12 protein-coding genes are annotated in these 17,285 nt (G+C 71.7%); 7 read left to right on the top strand and 5 right to left on the bottom strand.

Translation table 11 applies throughout. From position 1 onward, the window contains the following. Position 1: 1 nt before the first annotated feature. Both ACZ5WE_RS04980 and ACZ5WE_RS04975 read right to left on the bottom strand, forming a co-directional pair. Positions 2-1,198 (bottom strand): ROK family transcriptional regulator, encoded by a 1,197-nt coding sequence (locus tag ACZ5WE_RS04980; protein WP_467687432.1) that lies wholly within the window; start codon positions 1,196-1,198, stop codon positions 2-4. 750 nt (positions 1,199-1,948) lie between these two features. Next, a complete protein-coding gene (locus ACZ5WE_RS04975) occupies positions 1,949-3,031 on the bottom strand; it encodes a mechanosensitive ion channel family protein (RefSeq protein ID WP_467687434.1) in 1,083 nt (360 codons plus the stop codon). 269 nt (positions 3,032-3,300) lie between these two features. On the opposite strand from ACZ5WE_RS04975, the gene ACZ5WE_RS04970 reads away from it, so the two are divergent. Continuing rightward, complete coding sequence (locus tag ACZ5WE_RS04970) at positions 3,301-3,837, top strand: HNH endonuclease (protein WP_389907065.1); 537 nt, start codon at positions 3,301-3,303, stop codon at positions 3,835-3,837. Positions 3,838-3,903: 66 nt separating this feature from the next. Here the strand turns inward: ACZ5WE_RS04970 and ACZ5WE_RS04965 are convergent, their stop codons facing one another. Then, complete coding sequence (locus ACZ5WE_RS04965; RefSeq protein WP_467687882.1) at positions 3,904-6,873, bottom strand: beta-N-acetylglucosaminidase domain-containing protein; 2,970 nt, start codon at positions 6,871-6,873, stop codon at positions 3,904-3,906. A gap of 371 nt (positions 6,874-7,244) precedes the next feature. On the opposite strand from ACZ5WE_RS04965, the gene ACZ5WE_RS04960 reads away from it, so the two are divergent. The 3 genes from ACZ5WE_RS04960 to ACZ5WE_RS04950 are packed head-to-tail and all read left to right on the top strand — an operon-like array spanning position 7,245 to position 9,997. Beyond that, on the top strand, positions 7,245-7,481 hold the full coding sequence (locus ACZ5WE_RS04960) for a hypothetical protein (protein WP_367041953.1): 237 nt from the start codon (positions 7,245-7,247) through the stop codon (positions 7,479-7,481). After that, positions 7,482-9,737 carry a 4-alpha-glucanotransferase gene (gene malQ, locus ACZ5WE_RS04955; RefSeq protein ID WP_467687436.1) on the top strand — a complete coding sequence of 752 codons (2,256 nt, stop codon included), beginning with the start codon at positions 7,482-7,484 and terminating at the stop codon, positions 9,735-9,737. It abuts the gene before it with no gap. 20 nt (positions 9,738-9,757) lie between these two features. Next, a complete protein-coding gene (locus tag ACZ5WE_RS04950) occupies positions 9,758-9,997 on the top strand; it encodes a hypothetical protein (protein ID WP_160505069.1) in 240 nt (79 codons plus the stop codon). 84 nt (positions 9,998-10,081) lie between these two features. Here ACZ5WE_RS04950 and ACZ5WE_RS04945 read toward each other — a convergent pair whose 3' ends face one another. Then, a complete protein-coding gene (locus ACZ5WE_RS04945) occupies positions 10,082-10,675 on the bottom strand; it encodes a TetR/AcrR family transcriptional regulator (protein WP_467687438.1) in 594 nt (197 codons plus the stop codon). 107 nt (positions 10,676-10,782) lie between these two features. On the opposite strand from ACZ5WE_RS04945, the gene ACZ5WE_RS04940 reads away from it, so the two are divergent. From ACZ5WE_RS04940 to ACZ5WE_RS04930, 3 genes are all read left to right on the top strand, one after another. Next, complete coding sequence (locus ACZ5WE_RS04940; protein ID WP_467687440.1) at positions 10,783-12,234, top strand: FAD-dependent monooxygenase; 1,452 nt, start codon at positions 10,783-10,785, stop codon at positions 12,232-12,234. Positions 12,235-12,401: 167 nt separating this feature from the next. Then, positions 12,402-13,397: a DMT family transporter gene (locus tag ACZ5WE_RS04935; protein WP_467687442.1), complete on the top strand. Its 996-nt coding sequence runs from the start codon at positions 12,402-12,404 to the stop codon at positions 13,395-13,397. Positions 13,398-13,448: 51 nt separating this feature from the next. Beyond that, complete coding sequence (locus ACZ5WE_RS04930) at positions 13,449-14,369, top strand: LysR family transcriptional regulator (RefSeq protein WP_467687444.1); 921 nt, start codon at positions 13,449-13,451, stop codon at positions 14,367-14,369. 201 nt (positions 14,370-14,570) lie between these two features. Here ACZ5WE_RS04930 and pepN read toward each other — a convergent pair whose 3' ends face one another. Further along, positions 14,571-17,138 (bottom strand): aminopeptidase N, encoded by a 2,568-nt coding sequence (gene pepN / locus ACZ5WE_RS04925; RefSeq protein WP_467687446.1) that lies wholly within the window; start codon positions 17,136-17,138, stop codon positions 14,571-14,573. Positions 17,139-17,285: the final 147 nt, after the last annotated feature.

Below are 17,285 nucleotides of genomic sequence, written 5' to 3'. Positions count from 1 at the left end.
TTCAGGCCGTGTCGAAGACCTGGTCGCGGGCCTGTGTGAGGGCCGAGCGCAGGGCGCCGGTGAGGATCGGGTCGCCGTCGAGTTCGCTGATACGGACATCGGGGCGGGGGAGCGCGAGCCCGGTCAGCTCCTCCTCGACCCGGACACGCAGCTTGTCGCCGCCGGCCTGGGCCACCGAGCCGGAGAGCACGACGAGTTCGGGGTCGACGACGGCGACGACCGCGGCGATGCCGGTGGCGATGCGGCGAGCGATCTCGTCGAGCACGGAGTCGTCGGCGAAGGCGTCCGCCAAAGTGGCGGCGCCGCCCGCGAGTTCCCGTACGACCGGGGCGCAGACCAGGCTCTGGAAGCCGCCGCCCCCGTCCGGGCCGCGCGTCGCCTCGGGGCCACCGTGCGCCAACGGGGCGCCCGGCAGCGGCATGTAGCCGATCTCGCCCGCGCCGCCGGTGGCGCCGCGCAGCAGGGCGCCGCCGAGCACGATGGCGGCACCGACGCCGTCATCGAGCCAGGTGAGCACGTAGTTGTCGTTGTCCTGGGCCGCGCCCTCGTACTGCTCGGCGACGGCGGCGAGGTTCACGTCGTTCTCGATGTCGACGGGGGTACCGAGGACGGCGGCGAGGTCGTCGCGCAGCGTCCGCGAGTGCCAGCCCGGCAGGTGCGGGGCGTAGCGCAGCTGACCCGTGTGCGGGTCGATGGCGCCGGGGGTGCCGATGACGGCGGCCCCCAGGTCGTCGTGGCCGAGCCCCGCTTGGCGCAGCGCCTCGTCGACGGCCTCCGTGACCAGTTGTGCCGTGCGGTGCCGTACGTCCTCGGCCACGGCGTCCGCCTCGACGCGGGCCTGGCCGAGGACGGTGCCGGTGATGTCGGCGACGAGTGCGGTGATCCCGGTGGGGTCGGCGGACAGTGCGGCGACGTGCCCGGCGCCGGGATCGATCTCGTACAGCAGGGCGTTGGGTCCCGGCCGTCCGCTGAGGCTGCCGGTGGTGTGCACGAGACCGGCCGCTTCGAGCCGCCCGAGGAGCTGCGAGGTGGTGGGCTTGGAGAGCCCGGTCAGCTCACCGATGCGGGTGCGGGTGAGGGGGCCGTGCGCGACGAGGAGGTCGAGCACCGCCCGGTCGTTCATGGCGCGCAGGACGCTGGGCGTGCCCGGGGTACCCGGGGCCCCCGGGTACCCCGGAGTGCTGCCTGCTGCTGCCATGAAGACGCCTGCCCTTCGACTGTTCGCTTGTCCGCTGACTGTTAGGAAACTTTCCAATTGGTGAGGACCGTAAGGCTGGCGTGAATGAGGCGTCAATAGCGAAGAGCCTGGCGGCAACCAAGTCGTTACTTGGGGGGTGCTGCAGGGGGTGCGTACGGGGGGTCCGGTGGCTGGGGTGATCCTGCCGGGGCCACTGGCTGGGGTGGTCCTGCGGCCGCCCCGCTGGGGTGGTCCTGCGGGGGTTCCGTGCCGGGGCGGCGGCTTCGGACGGGCCGGGGGGCGTGGATGGTCACCGGGGCCGCCCGGCACTCGGGAGTGTGGCGCTTCCGGCGGTCCGGTCAAGGGCGCTCCTGCGTCGCGTCGGCTACGCCGATTCCGCTGCGCTCCACCCTTGACCGGCCCACCTCCACCGCGAGAACTCTTGCTTGGCCGGGCGGCCAGGAAGGGGGCGTATGGGGGAGGTGGATGGGTGTTCGGTCTCCCGTCGACGGCGGACCAGTTCTTCTGGAGTGACCGTCAGAGGGTGGGGTGCCGCCCGGCCAAGAGCCGAGGCATGCTCATGCTCACGTACCTGACGGATGTGCGTGGCGAGCGGATCGTGGTGGTTCAGGTGAGTTGGTTCGGCTGACAGCTGGAGGCCGTCGACAGCCGTGACCTGCATACGCAGCCGTCCTGCATACGTGGACACGACCCGAATACGTGGATGGGGGCGCCCCGAACCATCCGGCGCCCCCATCCACGTACCGACCGCTACTTCGAGAGATTCGGCGGCGGCGTGATCGGCGAGGCCGCGAGCGACTGCGGCGAGGTCGCGGACGCGTACGCCGAGGGGGCCGCCACGCCCGCCGACGGGTCGGCGGTCGCCTCTTCCGTCGCCTGGAGCGGGAGGCCGCCCACGATGCGGATGCCGGCCTCGTCGAAGGCCCGCTTGATGCGCCAGCGCAGCTCGCGCTCCACGCCGAGCGCGTTACCCGGCATCGTCTTCGCGGAGACCCGTACGACCATCGATTCGAGCAGCACGCTGTCCAGGCCGAGTACCTCGACCGGGCCCCACAGGCGCTCGTTCCACGGCTCGTCCTTGGCCATGGACTCGCCGACCTCCAGCAGCGTCGCCTGGACCTTCTCCAGGTCCTCGTCCGGGCGGACGGTGACGTCGACGCCCGCCGTGGACCAGCCCTGGCTGAGGTTGCCGATGCGCTTGACCTCGCCGTTGCGGACGTACCAGATCTCGCCGTTGTCGCCGCGCAGCTTCGTCACGCGCAGGCCCACCTCGATCACCTCGCCGGATGCCACGCCCGCGTCGATCGAGTCGCCCACGCCGTACTGGTCCTCAAGGATCATGAAGACGCCGGAGAGGAAGTCCGTGACGAGGTTGCGGGCGCCGAAACCGATCGCCACACCCGCGACACCCGCCGACGCGAGCAGCGGGGCGAGGTTGATCTGGAATGTGCCGAGAATCATGAGCGCGGCGGTGCCGAGGATCAGGAACGACGCCACCGAGCGCAGCACCGAACCGATGGCCTGCGAACGCTGGCGGCGGCGCTCCACGTTCACAAGCAGACCGCCGAGCGCCGTGCCGTTCACGGACTGCGCCGTGCGGTTCATGCGCTCGATGAGCTTGGTGATCGAACGCCGGATGACCACGCGCAGGACGACGGCGACGGCGACGATCAGCAGGATGCGGAGCCCGATGCCCAGCCACGCCGACCAGTTCTGCTCGACCCAGCTCGCGGCGTTCGTCGCGCGCTCCTGGGCGTCTTCGAGGGTCGGGGACTTCGGCGTCTTCTTGTCGTCCGGGTCCGTTCCGGCTGCTGACAGGACGGACAGGAACACGGCAGGTACCTCCAGGCATAGCGGCCTGCCCAGGAGATGCGCCGGGCAGAGACACCACACTAACGGGGCATTGTGTGTGGATCGTTGTCATGTTCGAGGGAGAGACGGTGCTCACCTGGGGAAGAACAGGGTGTCGCACATGTGTGGTCGAAAACACTCCGAGCCCGTTACCAGCACATGGTGGCGCTTGGACCAGGCATGAGGGGAGACTGGCTACAGATCGTCCCGGCGCGAGCCACGCGCCGCCGGCGTACAAGGAGGCATCCGCCGTGCCGCATGTCTTGGTCCTCAACGCGTCGTACGAGCCACTCGGCGTCGTACCGCTCCGCCGCGCGCTCGTCCTCGTCCTGGAGAACAAGGCTCTCTGCCTCGAGGAATCCGGCGCCTTCATGCACAGCGCAACGCGCACTGTCCCCGCACCCAGCGTGGTCCGCCTCAAGCGGTTCGTCCGGGTCCCTTACAGGGGGCCCGTTCCTCTGACCAGGCGGGCGCTCTTCGCCCGCGACGGCGGTCGGTGCATGTACTGCGGTGGCGTCGCAACCAGCGTCGACCACGTCATTCCGAAGAGCCGTGGCGGCCCGCACGCCTGGGAGAACGTGGTGGCGTCCTGCCGCCGCTGCAACCACACCAAGGCGGACCGTCATCTCCTGGAGCTGGGGTGGCGCCTGCGTCACAAGCCCGCGCCGCCCTCGGGGCTCGCGTGGCGCATCATCGGGACCGGGCACAGGGATCCGCGCTGGCTGCCGTACTTGCAGCCGTTCGGCGCGGACGACGCGATGGCCCGGATCGATGGCATTTCCGCCTAGGAATCGATCCGGGCTCTGTTGTACGTGGCCGCCTGTAAGGGGCCTGTACGTGGCCGTCGGCCGCCGTCAGTCCCCGGCGGCCACGGCGTACGCCTCCACCGACCAGAGCGAGTAGCCGAAGCGGGTGGCCCGCTTGTCGCCCTGGACGCGGATGAAGCGGGTGTCGCGGGCGTCCATGCGGACCGTCTCGCGGCCGCCCTTGCCGTCCTTGACGGTGGCCGCCGTGCGCCAGGTCCTGCCGTCCGCGGAGGTCTGCACGCGGTAGCCCGCCGCGTACGCGTCCTGCCAGCGCAGGACGACCTGGCCCAGCCTGACCGGCTCCGCGAGCTCCATCTGCCACCAGGCGCCGTCCTCGACCGGCGATGACCAGCGGGTCGTGGGGTCGCCGTCGTTCGCGCCGGACGCCGGGAAGTCCTTCGTCTCGTCGCCCGACGAGGAGGCCTTCGCGCCGCGCGCCAGGTCGGGGCCGCCGGTGCGCGGGTAGGCGCGGATCGAGACCGTGCGGCTCTGGCCGTCGAAAGTGACCGGGATCTCGTACGTCCCCGCGCGCGTGCCCGCGGGGACGGTGACGTCGACCGGGACGTCCACCCGCGTGCCGCGCGGCAGTGTCGACTGCTCCGGGGTGCGCACCTCGATGCCCTTGGGCGCCTTCGCCGTGACCTTGCCCCGTACGTCGCCGGGGCGCAGGGACGTCAGCTTCGCGGTGACCCGCTGCGGGCCGCCGCCGATCTCCGCGTCGGCCTCGGTGCGGGCCAGGGAGAAGCGGGCGGCGGGGGAGTCGGCGTACCAGGGGACGACGTGACGGACCGTGCCCTCGGTGACCGTGACGCGGACCGCGTCGGCGCGGGTGGCTGTGTCGTCCTTGGGCAGGAGCTTCGGCTTGGCCTCGGTGAAGCCGGTGCCGGACAGGGCCCCGATGCGGCGCCAGCCCTCGCCCGGGACGTGGGCCTCGACGCTGCCCTTGGTGCCGGGGTCGGTCAGCGCCGTCACCGCTGTCAGGGGGCGGGCGCGGGGGACACGGACCGTCGCACGGTCCGAGGCCTGCTCGCTGTCGAGCCCCACCCACGTCCCGTACGCCTTCTGCGATCGCGTCAGGAACGGGGCGAGGACGCCCTCGCCGACGGTCACCCGGGCCGCCTTCAGGTCCTTCTGGAGTCCGGTCAGGGTGCGCGAGGCACGCCAGGCGGCCGCGCCGTCGCCGGTGGACTGCGCGCGCAGCATGTCGACCGCCGTCTCGCCGGCTTCCCCGTAGCGCGCCAACTGCTCGACCCAGGGGCGCACTTCGGTGTCGAGGTCGCTGTCGGCGAGCCGCCGCGGGGCCTCCTTCATGACGGTGAAGGCGTCCCGCAGGGCCTGTGCGGACTTCTCGATGCGGGCGGCGTCAGTGGTCGTACGCGCGCGCCAGAAGTCGTCCATGAGCGGGCGCAGATACGCCGATTCGTCGGCGCCGAGCACGGACGACGCGTCATTGCCCGCGAGGGCCCGCAGGGCGCCCCGCACCTTCTTGTCACCGCCCGAGAGGTCGTCGATCGCGGCGAGCCAGGACTCGTGCGGACGGTAGGCGCGGGGGTTCCAGGCGTAGTCGGCGGCCGTGAAGAGGGGGATGCGGGAGGCCGACGGCTGCTCCATGGCGTTGCCGAGCAGCGCCGCCGAGCCGGTGGCCACGGCGGGCTCGCGACCGGTGTAGGGGCCGAGGAAGATACGGTCCTGCGCGAAGTCGTTGACGGGGTAGTTGTCCATCGTCACCAGCGGATGCGAGCCGAACGCCGTGCGGGCGCCCGCCAGTTCACGCCCGGTGATGGTCTTGGGGACCACGCCGACGCCGGTCCACGCCACCTCGACGCCCTCGTCGAGCCGGGCCGCGATGGCGTCGCGGTACTCCGTGGATCCGTTCTGGTAGTACTCCGTGGGCATCAGCGAGAGCGGCTTCGCTCCGGGGTGGCGCTCGGCCAGGTGCGCGGAGACGGCGTTGGCGACGCGCGACTGCGCCTTCGCGGCGGCCTCGGGCCCCGAACCGAAGGCGTCGGCGTCCGCGTCGCAGTGCCACTCGCTGTAGCTGACGTCCTGGAACTGCAGCTGGAACGCGCGTACGCCCAGAGCCCACATCGCGTCGATCTTGCGGTTCAGGGCCTTGATGTCCTTGTCGGACGACATGCACATGGCCTGGCCCGGGGCGACGGCCCAGGCGAGCGTCACGTGGTTGGCCCTGGCCCGCTCGGCGAGGGCGCGGAAGTCGGCGCGCTGCTCTGCGGGGTACGGCTCGCGCCAGCGTGCCTGGCGGTAGAGGTCGTCGCCGGGGGCGTAGAGGTAGCGGTTCTGTTTCGTCCGGCCCATGAAGTCCAGCTGGTCCAGGCGCTGTTCGCGGGTCCACGGGGTGCCGTAGAAGCCCTCGGTCATGCCGCGGACCGCGGTGCCCGGCCAGTCACGGATCTGGACGCCGGGGACAGTCCCCCGGGTGCTTCCGGTGCCACTGGTGGGCTTGGAGATCAACTGGCGGAGGGTCTGCACGCCGTGGAAGACGCCGTCATCGCCCGCGCCCGCGAGAGCGATGGTGTCCTGGCCGCCGATCCGGCCCACCGCGAGGCGATAGCCGCCGGACGGGAGGTCGCCCCGGGCGCGGGCGCCGAGAGTGCGCAGCGCCTGCTCGGCGCCGGTGCCTTCGGCGCGGATGACGAGCTTTCCGCCGCCCACGGGAAGCCGCTCGCCCTCCTTGACCTCCGTGATCCTGCGAGCACCCGCGTCACGGAGAAGGGCGCGCAGGGCGTCCATGGCGTACGGATCGGGGTCCTTGCCGGTGGCCAGGACGACCTCGTCGGTGATGGTGACCGGGGCTCCGGCCGTGGTCATCGACTGAGGGCGTGGCCAGACCGGGGGGAGGGCGCCGTCGCTCTCCCGGTCGTCGTCCGGGGAGGTGGCGGGGGCGCCGGGCTTTCCTGGGAGGCCGGGGGCGGCGACGGCGCCGGGGGCGCCGCTGAGTGCGCCTGCCATGACGGCGACGGCGATGGCCGCCGCGCCCTTCCTGCGCCGCAGTTGCACGGCCCTCTCCTCGTGGTCCTTCGTACTGATGATCACGGCTGGTGATCACGTGTGGTGCGCCAGTTGTCTCAGGGTGTCACTGAGCCCACCACTCGCGTGGCGGGGGTGTCAACGGGCGTGGGTGTTGTGGGGGTTTTCTTCCGTGTGAGAACGGCGAGTCCGCCGTCGAACGCCACAGGGGCTGCAATGCTTGCCCGGATCAGGGAAGGGCACGGATGGCGACGGGAGAAGGAAGATCTTGCGTCCGAACCCCCACTCAGGGAAACGAATGTGAGCACGCGCACGTTCATGCAACGGATATGTCTGCGATCCCGCGTACTGGGTAGGGCTGCTGCCGAAGACCCGTCCTGCCCCCTGACAATGGAGCCCACGTGCCCGCTTCCGCGAACCTCCTCCTCTCCGCTCTCTCCAAACAGGTGTCCGACCCCGACTCGGGACTCGACGGATCCTGCTCCTGCGGCTTCCTCGAGCCGCCCCTGACCAGCGAGCCCCCGCTGGCCGACGCCGCCCCCCTGACCAGCGAGCCCCCGCTCGCCGACGCCGCCCCGCTGACCAGCGAGCCGACCTCCATCGGCACCGCGTCGCACCTGGACTACATGGGGGTCTAGATGGCCCCACCCGGAGCGACCGGCCCCGCCGACGTGGCCGCTGTCCCCACCGGACTTTCCCGCCTTGCCGCCCTGCATGGCGTGGCGACTTCTTACTCCCCGTCTCCGGACCGCACGGTTCCGGCCACCGACGCCGCGGTGATCGCGGCCCTGGCCGCCCTCGACGTGGACGCGAGCACCCCCGAGGCGGTGCGGCGTGCCCTCGCGGCCCGCGAGGCGGAGCTGAGCGCCCGCCTCCTGCCGCCGACGGTGGTGGCGTGGCAGGGCGGCGACCCTGAGGCCCCTCCGCCCTGGGCTGTGCTGCCGCCGGGCACGCGCGTGTGCGTGGAGACGGAGCGGGGGGAGCGGGTGCAGTGGGATGTGCCGTTGTCGGATGCGGACCCCTCCGACCTCGCTGACGCACCGCGGGGTGATCCGGCGGGCGAGTGGGAGGCGACGCCGCGAAGCGGCGAAGGGGCAGAGCCGCGGGTGGCGCCCGCCCTGCCACTGGGGGTGCACACGCTCCTGGCCACGACCCCGGACGATCGCACAGCCACCGCCCACCTCATCGTCGCCCCGCACCGCCTGCCGCCCCCGCGCGAGAAGACGTACGGGCTGCTCGTCCAGCTCTACTCCCTCCTGTCCCGCCGCTCCTGGGGCATGGGCGACCTCGGTGACCTCGCCGAGCTCGCGGCGTGGTCCGGGCGGTCCATGCGTGCGGGGTTCGTGCAGGTCAACCCCTTGCACGCGGCCGTGCCGAAGCCTTCGGACGGGCCGTCCGACCCCTCCCCGTACCGCCCTTCGTCGCGCCGCTTCCCCGACCCGGTCCACCTCCGTGTGGAGGACATTCCCGAGTACGCCCACCTGGACGGCGAGGCCCGCGAACTGGCCGCCGACCTCACACGGCAGGCCGCCGCGCTCCGTGAATCCGTGCTCCAGCAGGGCCAGTTGATCGACCGTGACGCCGTCTGGGCCCTCAAGCTCCGGGCCCTGGAGCTGGTCCGCGAGGTCCCGCTCGGCCCCGGACGGCGTGCCGCCTACAACGACTTCCTCGCCGAGCACGGCGAGGACCTGGAGGACCACGCCACGTGGTCCGCTCTCGCCGAGCGGCACGGCCCCGACTGGCACACCTGGCCGGCGCCCCTGCGCGACCCCGCGTCACCCGAATCCGCGCGCGCCCGGCGCGAGTTGATGGACCGCGTGGACTTCCACTGCCGTCTCGCCTGGCTCACCGACGCCCAGCTCGCCGCCGCGCAGCGCGCCGCGCGGGACGCGGGCATGGACATCGGCCTCGTGCACGACCTCGCGGTCGGCGTGCACCCGGCCGGAGCCGACGCGTGGGCGCAGCGGCGGCACTTCGCCGAGGGCATGTCGACCGGCGCCCCGCCCGACGCGTTCAACGCGCGCGGCCAGGACTGGGGCCTCCCGCCCTGGCGCCCGGACCGCCTCGCCGAGTCCGGATACGCCCCCTACCGCGCCCTCCTGCGCGCACTGCTGCGGCACGCGGGCGCGATCCGCATCGACCACGTCATGGGGCTCTTCCGGCTCTGGTGGGTCCCGGAGGGCCGCGCACCCACCGAGGGAACGTATGTCCAGTACGACGCCGATGCGATGCTCGCCGTCCTCGCCCTGGAGGCGCACCGCGCGGGCGCCCTCGTCATCGGCGAGGACCTCGGCACCGTCGAGCCCGGCGTCCGCGAGACCCTGCAGCGCCGCGGTGTGCTCGGCACCTCCGTGCTCTGGTTCGAGCGGGACTGGGCCGGCACGGGACGGCCGCTGCCCCCCGAGAGCTGGCGAGCGGACTGCCTGGCCACCGCCACCACCCACGACCTGCCGTCCACCGCGGCCCGCATCACCGGCGAGCACGTCCAACTCCGCGACAGGCTCGACTTGTTGACGCGCCCTGCGGCCGTCGAACAGGCTGCCGCGGCGGCGGACGTGTCGGAGTGGCTCGCGCTGCTCTCCCGCCTCGGGATGCTGCCCGGCGGCGGTGGACACGAGCAGGAGGAGATCCGCGCCGTCCACCGCTTCCTGCTCGCCACCCCGGCCCGCATGATCGGCGTATGGCTGCCGGACGCGGTCGGCGACCGCCGCCCGCAGAACCTCCCCGGCACCTGGGACCAGTACCCGAACTGGCGGCTGCCGATCGCCGACGCCGCCGGCCGCCCCGTCACCCTGGAGGAACTGGCCGCGTCACCACGCCTGCACGCGTTCATGGACGTGTTCCGTACCCGCGAAGGGCCCCGTACGGCACCCCCGGGCGCGCGGCCCGTTTAACAGTTCGCTACGTTGGCACCGTGGACAAGAAGAACGCCCTGCGCGCCGGCGCCCTGGCTTCCGGTACGACGCTGATGATGCTGCTCATGTCGTCCCCCGCGCTCGCGCTCACGCGCGACGACGGTGACGACCCGGGTCCCGGTCTGAGTGTGATCGACACGCTCGGCCTCTATGTCGTGGCGCCCATCGTGCTGTTCCTGGTGATCGCGGGCCTCGTCATGGTCGGTGACAAGTCCCGCAAGCAGGAGAAGCAGGGCTGACGCCACTTCCCTTCCTGAGTTCTCCGTGGGGGGCTCTTCGTCGGTACGCGCACGCGTACGCCGACGGGGAGCCCCCTCCGTACGTCACGGCCGCTCGGCCGTGAGATACCGCTGCACCGTCGGCCCCACCCAGTCCGCCATCTCCTCGCCGGACAGGGCGACCGCGGGCGGGAACCGCAGCACGTAGCGGGTCAGCGCCATGCCGAGGATCTGCGAGGCGCAGAGCCCGGCCCGCGTCGCGGCATCGGCGGGATCGGGGCAGACGCGGCGCGCGACCGGCAGCAGCTGGTCCCTGAAGATGCCCTGCATGCGCTCGGCGCCCGCCGTGTTCGTGATGCCGACCCGGAGCATCGCCGTCAGCACCTCGTCCTTCTCCCAGACGTCCAGGAAGTGGGCCACCAGGGCCCGCCCGACGGCCTCGCGCGGCACGGCGGTGAGATCGGGCAGCCGCAGGTCGATGGAGCAGGCCGCGGCGAACAGGCCCTCCTTGTTGCCGTAATAGCGCATCACCATCGACGGATCGATCCGCGCGTCCTTGGCGATGGCGCGGATGGTGGCCCGCTCGTAGCCGTCTGCGGCGAACCGCTCGCGGGCGGCCGCGAGGATCGCGCCGCGGGTCGCGTCGGAGCGGCGGGGTGCGGCTGTCCCGGTCTCTGGAACTGGTGCGCTCTCAGTCATGCCAACAATCGTAGGCCAACAAGTGTTGACAGTCCATGGCGGCGGTCCTACGTTAGCCAACAAGCGTTGACCAACAGTTGTTGGCGCAAGGAGCCGAGGAGGCCGTCATGAACGGGACCCAGGACACGACCGGCACCACGAACCCCGCTGTGATCGTCGTCGGCTCAGGCCCCACCGGGCTTCTGCTCGCCGGGGACCTGGCCGCCGCGGGCGTCCCCGTCACCCTGCTCGAGAAGCGGCCGCACGAGATCAGCAACCTCTCGCGCGCCCTCGTGCTGCACGCCCGCACCCTCGAACAGCTCGACGCCCGCGGCCTCGCCGACGAGCTGGAGGCCAAGGGCCGGACGCTCGACCGCCTGCGCCTCTTCGGCCGCCTCGAAGTGGGCCTCGACAAGCTGCCCTCGCGCTACAACCACCTCCTGGTCCTGCCGCAGTACGAGGTGGAGCGGGTCCTGGAGCGGCGGGCGGTCGCGGCCGGTGTCGACTTCCGGTACGAGAGCGAGGTCACCGGGCTGACCCAGGACGCGGACGGCGTGACCGTCGAAGTCAGGGGCCCGGGCGGTGAGTCGAGCACGCGACGGGCCGCGTACGTCGTCGGCGCGGACGGACTGCACAGCCCGGTCCGCAAGGCCATCGGCCTGCCCTTCCCCGGTAAGTCCGCCATCCGCTCGCTCGTGCTCGCCGACGTCAAGCTCGCCGAGAAGCCCGCGTCGGTCCTCACGGTGAACGCCGCCGGTGACGCCTTCGCCTTCATCGCGCCCTTCGCCGACGGTTACTACCGCGTGATCGGCTGGAACCGAGCGCACAACGTCCCCGACAGCGAGCCCCTCGACCTCGAAGAGGTCAAGGAGATCACCCGCCTCGCGCTCGGCCGCGACTACGGCATGCACGACGCCCGCTGGATGTCCCGCTTCCACAGCGACGAGCGCCAGGCGCCCGCCTACCGGGTCGGCCGGGTCTTCCTGGCCGGCGATGCCGCGCACGTACACACCCCGGCGGGCGCACAGGGCATGAACACCGGACTGCAGGATGCCGTGAACCTGAGCTGGAAGCTGGTGGCCGCGGTCAACGGCCGTGCGTCGGAAGGCCTGTTGGACACCTATCAGTCCGAGCGGCACCCCATCGGCAAGTCGGTCCTGCGCAGCAGCGGCGGGATCGTGCGGCTCGCGATGGCCAAGCGCCCGTGGTCGCGGGCGGGCCGCGCCGTGCTCGCGTCCTTCATCGGCGCCGTGCGCCCGGTCCGCGACAGGGCGATCGGCCGGATCACCGGCATCGGCTACAGCTACCCCGCCCCCAAGGGGGCCCACCGCCTGACCGGCCACCGCGCTCCGGACATCGCGCTCAAGGAGGGCCGGCTCTACGAGGCTCTGCGCGAGGGCGAGTTCGTGCTGGTCGCTCCGCAGGGCGTGGAGTGCGCCGCGGGGCGGGCCGTCGCGACGCACTGGGCGAGCGACCGGCGCACGACCGTCCTGGTCCGGCCCGACGGGTATGTGGCGTGGGCGGCGGAGGAGGCGGACGCGGGGGAGGTGCGGGCCGCACTGGAAAACCATTCAGTTTAGCTTCAATAATGTCTCGAAAAGATTCGATGGACCTGATGGGTGTGCGGGTGCGACGGTAGTCCCGCAACCAACCAAGTGATCGAGCCAAGAGATCCCCGCCGGGTGGTTACCACCTCGGCGGGGTTCGTGTTTTCCCGGGCGGACCGGGAGAGAGACAAGGGATATCAGTGACTGTCCTGGACCGGACGACCCCCACCCGCACCGCGACGACGGCGACGGCCGAGGCGACCGCGACGACGGCGACGGACGCGACGGCGGCGACGGCGGTGAGCAAGGGGGTGCAGCGGGCCGCGGGCCCCATCGGCCTCGGTCTCGCCCTCGCGGCGCTCGCCACGGTCGTCTGGTCGGGCAGCTTCGTCACCTCGCGCGCCCTGGCCGACAGCGTGCCGCCCATTCAGCACGCGTTCTGGCGGTGGGTCATCGCGATCGCGGCCGTGGCGCCCTTCGCGGCGCGTCAGACCTGGCGGCAGCGGGCCCTGCTCCGCGAGCACATCCGCTTCCTGCTCCTCGCCTCGCTCCTCGGCGTCACCATCTACAACACCCTGGTCAACCAGGCGGGCGTCACCACCACCGCCGGCAACATGGGCATGATCATGGCGGCGTCGCCGGTCCTGATGGCGGTGTACGAACGCCTCGGCGGCGCGAAGCTCGGCGCGCGCCGGGTGGCCGGCATGCTGATCGCCTGCGCGGGCGTCCTGGTCCTGGTGTCCGGCGGATCGCTCTCCATGGACTTCGCAGTGGGTGACCTGTGGATCATCGCGGGGGCCGTCTCCTTCGGCTCGTACAGTGCGCTGCTCAAGCGCAAGCCGGCGGAGATCGGCGGACTGCCGTTCCTCTTCGCGACGTTCACGCTCGGCGCGCTGATGCTGCTTCCGGTGTTCGTGGCCAGCTATGTGATCCAGGGCGGCTTCGAGCCGACGGTCGGCACGGTCTCCCCGCTCCTGTACGTCGGTGTCGTCTCATCCGCGATCGCCTTCTTCGCCTGGAACAAGGCGATCTCGATCATCGGCGCCGCCCGCGCCGGGGTCATCTACTACCTCCAGCCGGTCTGCGTCGCCCTGCTCTCCTTCGCGGTGCTCGGCGAGGCGATGGGGTGGCTGCAGGTGATGTGCATGGGGCTGATCCTCGGTGGGGTCGTGCTGGGCGCGGCGCGCAGGAAGTAGGGGGCGCGTCCGGTGGGATCACCTCTCGTGACCAGTCGGTACGTTGACTCCATGAGCGAGTGGGACATCAAGAAACTGCAGATCCTGCGTACGTTGAGTGAGCGGGGCACGGTCACGGCGACGGCGCGTGCGCTGCGGATGACGCCGTCGGCCGTGTCGCAGCAGCTGTCCAACCTCGCCAAGCAGTTGGGGGTGCCGCTGCTCGAGGCGCACGGGCGGCGGGTCCGCCTCACGGACGCGGCGCACCTCGTCCTGCGGCACGCGGAGGCGGTCTTCGCTCAACTGGAGCTGGCGGACGCGGAGTTGGCGGCCTATGCGCAAGGTGAGGCGGGGGAGGTGCGGGTGGGGGCCTTCTCGACCGCGGTGCCCGCGCTGGTGGTCCCCGCCGTGCGGGAGCTGCGGGCGGCGGCGCCGGGGATCTCGGTGCGGGTACGTGAGGTGGAGGCGGCGGAGGCGTACGAACTGCTGGCCGCGGGGGAGGTGGACGTGGCCCTCTCCCTGGCGGTGACGGCGCCGGCCGCGGCGGACGCGGACACGCGCTTCACCCGGGAGTCGCTCGTCGCGGACCCGCTGGACGTGGCGCTGCCGGGGGAGCATCCGCTGGCGTCGGTGGAGGGGCTCCGGCTCGCGGATCTGGCCGGGGAGCCGTGGATCTTCGGGGGGAGCGGTCCCTGGTCGGAGATCACGCGGGCGGCGTGCGAGGGGGCGGGATTCACGCCGGAACAGGCGCACTCCGCCTCCGGCTGGACGGCGATCCTGGCGATGGTCGAGGCGGGGATGGGGGTCGCCCTCGTCCCGCGGATGGCGGCGGTCCGCCGTGACGGGGTGGTGATGCGGACCCTGTCCGCCGACCGCCCCCGCCGCCACGTGGTGGCGGCGGTTCGCCGCGGGGCGGCGGGGGGTGCGGCGGTCAGCAGGGTCTTGTCGGCGCTCCGTGACGTGGTCCCTGCGCGGGGGGCGGGGGCGGAGTAGGGAGCCACGCCACAGCCACGGCCGGCTCCCACCTTTCCCGCGCACCCACCCGATTGCCCCGGGGTGATCGGGTGGGTGGGTGGGTGGGAGACATCCGCGCGGAGCGCGGGCAAGTCGGACGTGGCGGACGGACGGGGGCCGGTAGCGCGGTCCGCCCCCGCCGGGGGAGTGGCGGAGTGTCCCCGGGCGGGGTGGTCGGCGTTAGGCGTCCGCTGCCTGTGCCCGCAGGGCCCTCTCCACGCCGGCTCGGGACTCCGTGATCAGGCGGCGCAGGGCCGCCGAGGGGGACGCGGAGGCCAGCCAGGCGTCCGTCGCGTCCAGCGTGGCCTGGGACACCTGGAGCGAGGGGTAGAGGCCCACCGCGATCTGCTGCGCCATCTCGTGCGAGCGAGAATCCCACGCCCCCTTGACCGCCGCGAAGAACTTCTCCGCGTACGGGGCGAGGAGTTCGCGCTGGTCCGTCTGGACGAAGCCGCCGATCACGGACTCCTGGATCGCGTTCGGGAGCTTGTCGGACTCGACGACCGAGGCCCACGCCTCCGCCTTCGCCTCCGGCGTGGGCCGCGCCGCCCGCGCCGCGGCCGCGTGCCGCTCGCCCGCGGCCGTCTTGTCACGGTCGAGCTCCGCCGTGATGCCCGCCTCGTCAAGACGGCCCGTCGCCGCGAGCCGGTGCACGAAGGCCCAGCGCAGCTCCGTGTCCACCGCGAGACCCTCGATGGCCTGCTTGCCCGACACCAACTCCTCGAGCAGCGTCAGCTGCTCCTCCGTACGCGCCGTCGCGGCGAACGCCCGCGCCCACGCCAGCTGGTGGTCGCTGCCCGGCTCCGCCGAGCGCAGGTGCGAGAGCGTCGCCTCCGTCCAGCGGGTGAGCGCCTCATCGCGCCCGGACGGCGCCGCGTACAGTTCGAGGGCCAGTTTCACCTGCCGGTGCAGGGACTGGACGACCCCGATGTCCGACTCCTTGGCGATGCCGGACAGGACGAGGGAGAGGTACTCCCGCGTCGGCAGTTCCGCGTCCCGCGTCATGTCCCACGCCGACGCCCACGACAGCGCCCGCGGCAGCGACGCCTGGAAGTCACCGATGTGCTCCGTCACGAACGCGAGCGACTCCGCGTCCATGCGGACCTTCGCATACGAGAGGTCGTCGTCGTTCAGGAGGATCACCGCCGGACGCTCCCGGCCCACCAGCGCGTCCACCGCCGTCAGTTCGCCGTCCACGTCCAGCTCCACGCGGTCCGTGCGCAGCAGCTTGCCGGAGTGCTCGTCCAGGTCGTACAGGCCGATCGCGATCCGGTGCGGGCGCAGCGTCGGTTCTCCCTTCGCGCCCGCGGGGAGCGCCGGCGCCTCCTGCTTCACCGCGAACGACGTGATCCTGCCGGACGTGTCGACGTCCACCACCGGACGCAGGACGTTGATGCCGGCCGTCTCCAGCCACTTCTTCGACCAGGTCCTGAGGTCGCGCCCGCTGGTCTCCTCCAGCGCGCCGAGCAGATCGGACAGGCGCGTGTTGCCGAACGCGTGCGCCTTGAAGTACGCCTGCACGCCCCGGAAGAACTCGTCCATGCCGACGTACGCGACCAGCTGCTTGAGCACCGACGCGCCCTTGGCGTACGTGATGCCGTCGAAGTTGACCAGGACGTCGTCGAGGTCGCGGATGTCCGCCATGATCGGGTGCGTCGAGGGGAGCTGGTCCTGGCGGTACGCCCACGTCTTCATGGAGTTGGCGAACGTCGTCCAGGAGTGCGGCCAGCGCGAGTTCTCCGCGTACGCCTGGCAGGCGATGGACGTGTACGTGGCGAACGACTCGTTCAGCCAGAGGTCGTTCCACCACTCCATCGTCACCAGGTCGCCGAACCACATGTGGGCCAGCTCGTGGAGGATGGTCTCCGCGCGCGTCTCGTACGCCGCGTCCGTCACCTTCGAACGGAACACGTACTGGTCGCGGATGGTCACCGCGCCCGCGTTCTCCATCGCGCCCGCGTTGAACTCCGGCACGAAGAGCTGGTCGTACTTCGCGAAGGGGTACGCGTAGTCGAACTTCTCCTGGAACCAGTCGAAGCCCTGCCGCGTGACCTCGAAGATCGCGTCGGAGTCGAGGAACTCGGCCAGCGAGGGACGGCAGTAGATGCCGAGCGGAACCGACTGGCCGCCAGGACCCTCGTACGAACTGTGGACCGAGTGATACGGACCGACGATGAGCGCCGTGATGTACGTCGACATGCGCGGCGTGGGCTCGAAGACCCAGACGTCACCGCTGGGCTCGGGGGTCGGCGAATTCGAGATGACCGTCCAGCCGGACGGCGCCTTCACGGTGAACTGGAACGTGGCCTTGAGGTCGGGCTGCTCGAAGGAGGCGAAGACACGACGCGCGTCGGGGACCTCGAACTGCGTGTAGAGATAGGCCTGTTCGTCGACCGGGTCGACGAAACGGTGCAGCCCCTCACCCGTGTTGGTGTAGTCGCAGTCGGCGATCACCTTCAGCTCGTTCGGCCCCGCCTCCAGGTGCCTCAGCGCGATGCGCGAGTCACGGAAGACGGCGGCCACGTCCAGGGAGTGGCCGTTCAGGACAACCTCGTGGACCGCGGGGGCCACCAGGTCGATGAAGGTCTCGGCGTTCGCCTCGGCGGAGTCGAAGCGCACCGTGGTCACCGACCGGTAGGTGCCGCCCTCTTGCGCGCCGGAGAGGTCGAGATCGATCTCGTACGAGTCAACGGTGAGCAGCTTGGCCCGCTGCTGCGCCTCTTCGCGGGTCAGATTGGTGCCGGGCACGCGGTCATCTCCTCAGGTACGTCAGGTGCGACTTGTGGCGTTTCCGGCCATCCTTCCACGTGGGTACGCGAACGTGTCCGGGCATGGTCGGTGGGCCGCCGCGCGGCATTGTTCGCGGGCTGCCGTGCCGCTACCATCCGCGCGTCG

The sequence above is a fragment of the Streptomyces sp. NPDC033180 genome (assembly GCF_055577645.1).
The sequence above is the reverse complement of the archived record's forward strand: the minus strand, read 5'-3'. Positions and strand labels throughout refer to the sequence as shown.